The organism is Pradoshia sp. (assembly GCF_051873915.1).
Classification (GTDB): Bacteria; Bacillota; Bacilli; order Bacillales; family Pradoshiaceae; genus Pradoshia.
Genome location: NZ_JBJEFJ010000143.1, coordinates 1 through 7,900, shown reverse-complemented (window position 1 = coordinate 7,900; position 7,900 = coordinate 1). Strand labels below are relative to the sequence as shown.

At 42.3% G+C, this 7,900-nt stretch carries 7 protein-coding genes and 1 other annotated feature; of the genes, 3 read left to right on the top strand and 4 right to left on the bottom strand.

Annotation, left to right across the window (positions count from 1 at the left end; all coding sequences use genetic code 11):
- Nucleotides 1-8 precede the first annotated feature (8 nt).
- Entirely contained in the window at nt 9-518 is a 510-nt protein-coding gene (gene tadA / locus ACI35L_RS13040) for a tRNA adenosine(34) deaminase TadA (protein ID WP_049672636.1), read from the bottom strand.
- Between the two features lie 169 nt (nt 519-687).
- Here tadA and ACI35L_RS13035 point away from each other — a divergent pair, with 169 nt between their 5' ends.
- Both ACI35L_RS13035 and ACI35L_RS13030 read left to right on the top strand, forming a co-directional pair.
- Complete coding sequence (locus tag ACI35L_RS13035) at nt 688-1,326, top strand: deoxynucleoside kinase (RefSeq protein WP_049672637.1); 639 nt, start codon at nt 688-690, stop codon at nt 1,324-1,326.
- Nucleotides 1,323-1,994 (top strand): deoxynucleoside kinase, encoded by a 672-nt coding sequence (locus tag ACI35L_RS13030; RefSeq protein WP_049672638.1) that lies wholly within the window; start codon nt 1,323-1,325, stop codon nt 1,992-1,994. The genes ACI35L_RS13035 and ACI35L_RS13030 overlap by 4 nt, the downstream gene beginning before the upstream one ends.
- Before the next feature lie 51 nt (nt 1,995-2,045).
- On the opposite strand, the gene serS is transcribed toward ACI35L_RS13030, so the two are convergent.
- The 3 genes from serS to guaB all read right to left on the bottom strand — a co-directional run bounded on the left by serS (nt 2,046) and on the right by guaB (nt 6,588).
- Nucleotides 2,046-3,335, bottom strand: a complete 1,290-nt coding sequence (gene serS, locus ACI35L_RS13025) for a serine--tRNA ligase (protein ID WP_049672639.1) — start codon at nt 3,333-3,335, stop codon at nt 2,046-2,048.
- Between the two features lie 50 nt (nt 3,336-3,385).
- Nucleotides 3,386-3,621 (bottom strand) — a binding site (T-box leader).
- Between the two features lie 66 nt (nt 3,622-3,687).
- Nucleotides 3,688-5,010, bottom strand: coding sequence for a serine hydrolase (locus tag ACI35L_RS13020; protein ID WP_053103783.1), 1,323 nt, complete (start codon nt 5,008-5,010; stop codon nt 3,688-3,690).
- A 114-nt stretch (nt 5,011-5,124) separates the two neighbouring features.
- Nucleotides 5,125-6,588 carry an IMP dehydrogenase gene (guaB, locus tag ACI35L_RS13015; RefSeq protein ID WP_049672640.1) on the bottom strand — a complete coding sequence of 488 codons (1,464 nt, stop codon included), beginning with the start codon at nt 6,586-6,588 and terminating at the stop codon, nt 5,125-5,127.
- Between the two features lie 138 nt (nt 6,589-6,726).
- On the opposite strand from guaB, the gene ACI35L_RS13010 reads away from it, so the two are divergent.
- Nucleotides 6,727-7,689, top strand: a complete 963-nt coding sequence (locus tag ACI35L_RS13010) for a YaaC family protein (RefSeq protein WP_197089965.1) — start codon at nt 6,727-6,729, stop codon at nt 7,687-7,689.
- Nucleotides 7,690-7,900: the final 211 nt, after the last annotated feature.

Here is a 7,900-nt window from a genome sequence, read left to right as displayed (position 1 = left end):
CCATCGAGTCAGTTTTCCTTTTCCTGCATGTCCGTTTCGGCTTCCTTCTTTCTTTCCCTTTTCTTCCGTTCACGTAATTCTTTAAAGAAGGATGTCAGCATTCCCCCGCAAGTATCCTCACATACACCTGAACGTACCTCGCATTGGTGATTGAAGCGCTCATCCTCAAGCAGGTTCATGAAAGTACCTGCACACCCGCCCTTTGGATCCTTCGCTCCGTACACCACTCTGTCGACTCTGGACATGATCAGCGCCCCAGCACACATCGGACATGGCTCCAATGTCACATAAAGAGTCGCCCCCTCAAGCCGCCACGTCCCAAGTTTTTCACACGCCTTCGTAATAGCCAGCACCTCTGCATGGGCTGTGGCATTTTGATTGGTTTCCCGAAGGTTATGGGCAGAGGCGATAATTTTCCCGTCCTTGACTATGACAGCTCCAATCGGTACTTCCCTTTTCTCCAGCGCAAGCTTGGCTTGTTCAATTGCGGCCTCCATAAAAAGTTCATCTTGGTTCATCGGTTTATTCCCCTTGCATCATTTTTTCACATATATGTATTCACACTTTCACAGCGTTTAGGTATAAAGAATGAAATTAAACAATAACGAAATTATATTTCTATATGGTACAATAAAAGACGGTCTTTATCATAGTAAAATTTTTTCATATATAAGGAGGGCCTCCAATTTGACCAATACTCCATTTATAACAGTCGAAGGTCCAATCGGTGTCGGAAAAACAACCCTAGCCCAAGCGATTGCCAATCATCTTGATTTCAAGCTCTTGAAGGAAATCGTAGATGAAAACCCCTTCCTCGGCAAATTTTATGATGATATCGAGGAGTGGAGCTTTCAAACAGAGATGTTTTTCCTCTGCAATCGTTTCAAACAGCTTGAGGATATTCAATTAAAGTATATCCAAGAACATAAGCCTGTCGTCGCAGACTATCATATATTCAAAAATTTAATATTTGCCCAGCGTACGATCAAGGATGCAAAGTTCGATAAATATAAGGACATTTATTCTATTTTAACTGCCGATATGCCAAGGCCGAATATGGTCATCTATCTGGATGCAAGTCTCGATACCCTGCTTGACCGAATTTCCCTGCGCGGACGCGAGTTTGAGAAGAATATCAGTCACCAATATTTAAAGCAGCTCTCAGAGGATTATGCTGTCTTCATGAATGAGTTCGAAGCAGCCCACCCAGATATTCCGGTTCTTCGCTTCAACGGAGATGAGATTGACTTTGTCCTTCGTAAAAATGATCTTGATTACATCCTAACGTCTGTATCCAATCAATTGCAAAAAGGAGTTTGTTCATGAGCCACCTTCATAACTACCACATTCCGAAGAATTCCGTTATCACCATAGCCGGAACCGTCGGTGTTGGAAAATCCACTTTAACAAAAGCCCTTGCGGAGGCACTTGACTTCCGAACATCCTTCGAGAAGGTTGATACGAATCCCTACCTCGATAGCTTTTATGCTGACTTCTCCCGATGGAGCTTCCATCTTCAAGTGTACTTCCTAGCTGAGCGCTATAAGGAGCAAAAGAGAATCTTCGAATATGGAGGCGGCTTTATTCAAGACCGTTCCATCTACGAAGACACAGGTATATTTGCGAAAATGCATTATGACAAGGGAACAATGTCTCCTACCGATTACGAGACCTATACGAGCTTGTTTGAGGCCATGGTAATGACACCTTACTTCCCTCATCCAGATTTACTGATCTACCTTGAAGGCTCTCTAGATGATATCATCAAACGCATTCAGATTCGCGGGAGAGAAATGGAGCAGCAAACACCGCTTGATTATTGGAAAGAAATGCACGAACGGTACGAGGAATGGATTAATTCCTTTAATGCCTGCCCAATTCTCCGCCTCAACATCAATGAATATGACTTGAATGAGGACCCAAATGCCATTCATGATATTTTGCATAAAGTATCCGAGCATATGGAGCAATCAGAAAAGCTGCGCAAAATCTAATCACCGATATAAAAAAGGATGCCATTATGGCATCCTTTTTTATTTAAGCTCTTATTGAGCATTTTCTTTTGTGATGGCTTTTTTGCCGCCCATGTATGGCTGTAATGCCTCTGGAATAAGGACAGAACCATCTTCCTGCTGGTAGTTCTCTAGAATGGCAGCAATTGTTCTGCCAATTGCCAATCCAGATCCATTCAACGTATGAACGTGCTCTGGTTTAGCACCTGGCTCACGACGGAAACGGATATTTGCACGGCGTGCCTGGAAGGCCTCGAAATTACTGCAAGAAGAAATCTCGCGGTATGTCTCATAGCTTGGAATCCAAACCTCTAGGTCATATTTCTTCGCAGCTGTGAAACCTAGGTCAGCCGTACACATTTTCAAGACACGGTATGGCAAGCCAAGTAATTGGAGAACCTTCTCCGCATGACCTGTCAATTTCTCTAGTTCATCATAAGAATCTTCCGGTTTAACAAACTTCACGAGCTCAACCTTGTTGAACTGGTGCTGACGAATAAGTCCGCGTGTATCACGCCCAGCAGAACCAGCTTCAGAACGGAAGCATGCACTGTAAGCAGCATAATTAATCGGGAGCTCTTCCCCGTTTAAAATCTCATCACGGTGATAGTTTGTGACAGGAACCTCTGCTGTCGGGATGAGGAAATAATCCTCGCTGTTGATCAAGAAAGCATCCTCTTCAAACTTAGGAAGCTGGCCAGTGCCTGTCATGCTTGTACGATTAACCATGTATGGCGGAAGCATTTCAACATATCCATGCTCCTCCACATGAAGGTCCAGCATAAAGCTTGCAAGGGCACGCTCAAGTCTTGCTCCCAGACCCTTATAGAAAACGAATCGACTTCCAGTTACCTTTCCAGCCCGTTCGAAGTCAATGATGCCAAGATCAGCTGCGATTTCCCAGTGAGGCTTTGGCTCAAATCCAAAGTCTCTGACCTCTCCCCATTTACGTGTTTCAACGTTCTCATCCTCAGAATCGCCGACTGGAACACTGTCATGAGGGATGTTCGGAATGGTGAGCATGATATTTTCTAATTCTTCCTCAATCGTTCTCAGCTCTGTATCGAACCCTTTAATCTTCTCGCCGACTTCACGCATTTCCTTAATAAGTGCATCTGCATCCTGTTTCTCTTTCTTCATGATGGCGATTTGCTGGGATACTTCATTTCTTCTGCTCTTTAATTGCTCTGTTTCAACAATAAGCTCCCTGCGTCGTTTATCAAGATCCTCAAATTTATCCAGATCATTTAAATCCTCGCCGCGATGCTGCAGCTTTACTTTTACTTCTTCAAGATTCGCTCGTAATTGTTTTACATCAAGCATTCTAAATTCCTCCTTTAAACGTCTTAAACATACAAAAAACTCCCGTCCCAAAAAGGGACGGAAGTTTCTATTCCGCGTTGCCACCCTAGTTAAAAGCATACGAATGCTTTTCACCTCAAATTGATAACGGGCTTAAACCCGACGGACATTTACACCTCTCAATGTATGAGAGTTTCCATGCCGTGCTCTGAGATGGATTCGCTAGAGTATACCGCCAGTTTGCACCAACCACTGGCTCTCTTTGAAGATATAGGTTCTAGCTACTAGTTCTCGTCAACGCCTTATTATATTCATCATTGTATTATTTATCATACACCGATGTGTAGGAAATATTCAATCAAAACCTAAAAAATTAGAATAAGCCTTTTACAGCACCAGTAATGCTTCCCCACATATCACCGAAGAAACCGCCAACGGCTCTCATGGATAACACAAACCAGTTCGCCTTCTCAACTGTCTCAGCTGCAACAACATCAACGCGAACGCCTTTGCTGTCACCTGTGATTGTTCCATAATTATTGTCAGTCTCCACTGTTAGGTAACCAATTTTGTCACCTTTTTTGACTGGAGCAACTAGATTGCCGTCTTCATCAAGCTTATCTTTATTGATAACGAGCTTCGTTTTGACATTCTCTTCCTCGCCGTTTTTCACGACCAGCTCGACAGCTTTGTTTGTCTTGATTGCAACAGAATCTTCTTTACCTTTTGATACGCCAACTGTTTTTTGGCTCTTATCTTGATATCCCTTTGCAAGGATTTCTTCTGTTGTAAAGTTGTTGAATGCATAGTCGAGCACTTTTTTCGTTTCAGTAAAACGTGAGTTCTTGCTGTCTGTTTTCATAACCACAGAAATATAACGTTGTCCATTCTTTTCAGCCGTTGCAGTGAAGCATGCTCCAGCGAATTCTGTGGAACCAGTTTTCAACCCGTCTACACCCTCGTACTCATAAATTAGTCCAGGGAGCATCCAGTTGAAGTTATCATATGTGCGGCCGTCTCTGAATTTCAAACGAGGAACCTTTGCATAATCAAGCACTTCTGGGTAATCCTTCAGTAATTGATAAGAAAGCTTCGCTGTTGCACGAGCAGACATTAAGTTCTCATCATCTTCGTTTCCTGCAGGGTATTCCCCAAGCAAGCTGCTATTGTTCAAGCCGGAGGAGTTAACGAAGTTATAATCCTTTAGGCCAAGCTCGTTCGCTTTTTCATTCATCAATTTCACAAAGTTCTTTTCCGTTCCTCCGACTAGCTGAGCAAGAGCTACTGTTGCCGCGTTACCGGAGAAAATTGCCATAGCCTCGTACAATTCCTTAACCGTATATGTCTCGCCCTGTGTCAGCCCAATATTGGATAAACCAGGCGCAGCCGAGAGTTTATGGACATACTCATCAATTGTGACCTTTTGATCCCAAGAAATTTTGCCTTTGTCTATCGCTTCTAAAACAAGGTATTCTGTCATCATCTTGGACATGGAAGCTACACCTAGCAGCTTGTCCGCATTTTTTTCATATAGGATTTGTCCTGTCTCTGCATCTATTAAAATGGCTGCCTCAGCACTTAATCCTAATTCATCATCTTCAGCAGCATACGCATTATTGGCTGGAAATGAAAAGACACATGTCAAAAGTAGTGTTAACACCGCAAGCAAAGAGGTTAGTTGTTTTGCCTGTCTCAAGTATATCCCCCCTGGTTATCTTTGTTTGTCGTCGTCTAAACGCTTAGTTATTGTATCACAAACAAATCAAAAAAAATAGACAGAGTCCTAAACCCTGTCTATCATTTCAACCTATTAGTATGAGTAATTTGGCGCTTCTTTTGTAATTTGGACATCATGTGGATGACTCTCTCTTAATCCAGCTCCGGACATCTTCACAAATTGTGTATTTTCACGAAGCTGTTCAAGATCCTTCGTACCGCAATAGCCCATACCAGAGCGCAAGCCGCCAATCAACTGATAAACCGTGTCAGCTAATGGCCCTTTATAAGGAATACGTCCTTCAATGCCTTCTGGGACGAACTTCTTAGCATCCTCTTGGAAATAACGGTCTTTCGAACCTTTTTCCATCGCTGCTACTGAGCCCATGCCTCTGTAAACTTTAAATCTTCTGCCTTGGAAGATTTCTGTTTCACCTGGGCTTTCTGTTACACCGGCAAGCATGCTTCCAAGCATAACTGCATGGCCGCCTGCAGCAAGTGCTTTCACGATATCACCAGAATATTTGATGCCGCCATCTGCAATGATGGTTTTGCCATGCTTACGTGCTTCTGTCGCACAATCATATACAGCTGTGATTTGAGGAACACCCACACCTGCAACTACACGAGTTGTACAAATGGAGCCTGGTCCAATACCAACCTTAACTACGTCAGCTCCAGCCTCTATCAATGCTTTTGTCCCAGCTGCTGTCGCTACGTTCCCTGCAATAACTGTAAGCTCCGGATACATTGCTTTAATTTCAGCAACCTTTTCTAAAACACCCTTTGAATGGCCATGCGCTGTATCTAGGACAATTGCATCTACCTCGGCCTGTACAAGCATCTCAACACGTTTCATCGTATCAGCTGTTACACCTACTGCAGCAGCAACTAATAGACGGCCATATTCGTCTTTAGAGGAGTTAGGGAACTCAATAAGCTTCTCAATATCTTTGATCGTGATTAAGCCTTGTAATACGCCTGCATCATCAACTAGTGGAAGCTTCTCAATTCGATGCTTTTGAAGAATCAATTCTGCTTCCTTTAAGCTAGTTCCAACAGGAGCTGTAACAAGATCTTCTTTTGTCATAACCTCATCAATTAACATGGAATAATCATGAATGAAACGAAGGTCACGGTTCGTAATAATACCGACTAATTTCTTCTCATCCGTATTATTAACGATTGGTACCCCAGAAATACGATACTTGCCCATTAGGTGCTCTGCATCATATACCTGATTCTCTGGTGTAAGGAAAAATGGTCTAGTAATAACGCCATTCTCAGAACGCTTAACCTTATCGACCTGTTCAGCCTGCTGTTCAATAGACATATTCTTATGAATAACGCCTAAGCCACCTTGCCTTGCCATCGCAATAGCCATCCCTGACTCAGTTACTGTATCCATACCCGCACTAATAATAGGAATGTTTAAGTTTAATTTATCTGCAAGTTTCACCTTTAAAGATACGTCCTTCGGCAGGACTTCTGACTCACCAGGAATTAATAGTACATCATCAAAGGTCAAACCTTCTTTGGAAAATTTATCGTTCCACATACTTGCCTTCCTCCATTCCTAAAAAAAAATTTATTTGTAGATTATCAATTGGACAAACTAGTGTCAAGGAAATAACAATTTGTAAGATAATTCAAATTAATTAAAGGTGATTCCATGGTCCATAAAGATGATATATATATGCAAACATACCTTCCATTCTACTCTGCAAGCTATACGCAAAAATACTTGCTTAAGGCCTATCAAAAGCAAAACTTATCCGACGCTGCCCAATATAGCTTCTCGAATTGCTATCCTTTTATCTCCTATGTAGAAAATGGGCTTCTCTATCTGAAACAGGCTTCCATGACACCTGATCAAATTAAACCCTTGCTCTTATATTATGGATTGACCCATCTGCTAAAAGCATGTGTACTCATCTTTGACCCCAATTATCCAGAAACTACTGCTGTCCTTGCCCATGGTGTCTCAACTCGCAAAAAAAAGAAGCAACAGTATGAGTTTCTCATGGATGAAGTCAAAATACAAAGAAACGGCTTATTTACCCACCTAACAAGCAAAATGTTCCACATGAAACCTGCAGAAGAAAAACATTCCATGATAACTCTCCTAAAAGAGATTCCTGAACTCAGTACACTATTCACCAGAATGAAGGGACAAACCTCTCATCTCACCGTATCCTTTCAGGAGGGTGCTTTTCATATCGGCCAGGAAGTACTCGACCATTACCATATGACACTCGAGAGATTCCTTCAGCATGCTGAAGGGAAATGGCAGCTTCCTATAGACTACGAAAGAGTGGCAGGAGAAGATAAGTTACTTAAAATAGGCTTACGAGAGTCTTTTACGAATGAGAGAAGGACGAGGCTGCCCTTTCGCTATGACTGCCGTTCAGATATGTATACACTTTCCCTGCAGAAAGATGAGACATGCCAACAACTGCCGGATCTGCTTGTAATGTATTTACTTTTATACAATCTCAGTATGATTGCCCGCTATGAAATAGACTGGTGGACCGAACTGTTTAAAGAGATGGGACATCATGATCTACCGTTTATAAAAGGATTAATGGAGGTAGCTGAGTTCAAAATACCTCTGCTTATCAGGGATTGGATGAAGGATAAAGAAGGGGATTTTTATTAAGGCTTAGATTAAAATTTGTAATCTTTTCCCAGGAAATCATTTTGGTTCTCTTATGCTTTGTATTGAGCAAGGAGATATCTCGCTTTTTATGTGAAATCTTTAAAAAACCCTAATGACGCCATTTTGAATGTCCGGAAAATACAAAAAACCAGTTCACTACTGAACTGGTTTCTGCTTGCCCGGCAACGTCCTACTCTCACAGGGGACGCGC

Coding starts and splice junctions, on each gene's coding strand:
- tadA (WP_049672636.1), bottom strand. CDS start 518: ATGAACCAAGATGAACTTTTTATGGAGGCCGCAATTGAACAAGCCAAG.
- ACI35L_RS13030 (WP_049672638.1), top strand. CDS start 1,323: ATGAGCCACCTTCATAACTACCACATTCCGAAGAATTCCGTTATCACC.
- serS (WP_049672639.1), bottom strand. CDS start 3,335: ATGCTTGATGTAAAACAATTACGAGCGAATCTTGAAGAAGTAAAAGTA.
- guaB (WP_049672640.1), bottom strand. CDS start 6,588: ATGTGGAACGATAAATTTTCCAAAGAAGGTTTGACCTTTGATGATGTA.
- ACI35L_RS13010 (WP_197089965.1), top strand. CDS start 6,727: ATGCAAACATACCTTCCATTCTACTCTGCAAGCTATACGCAAAAATAC.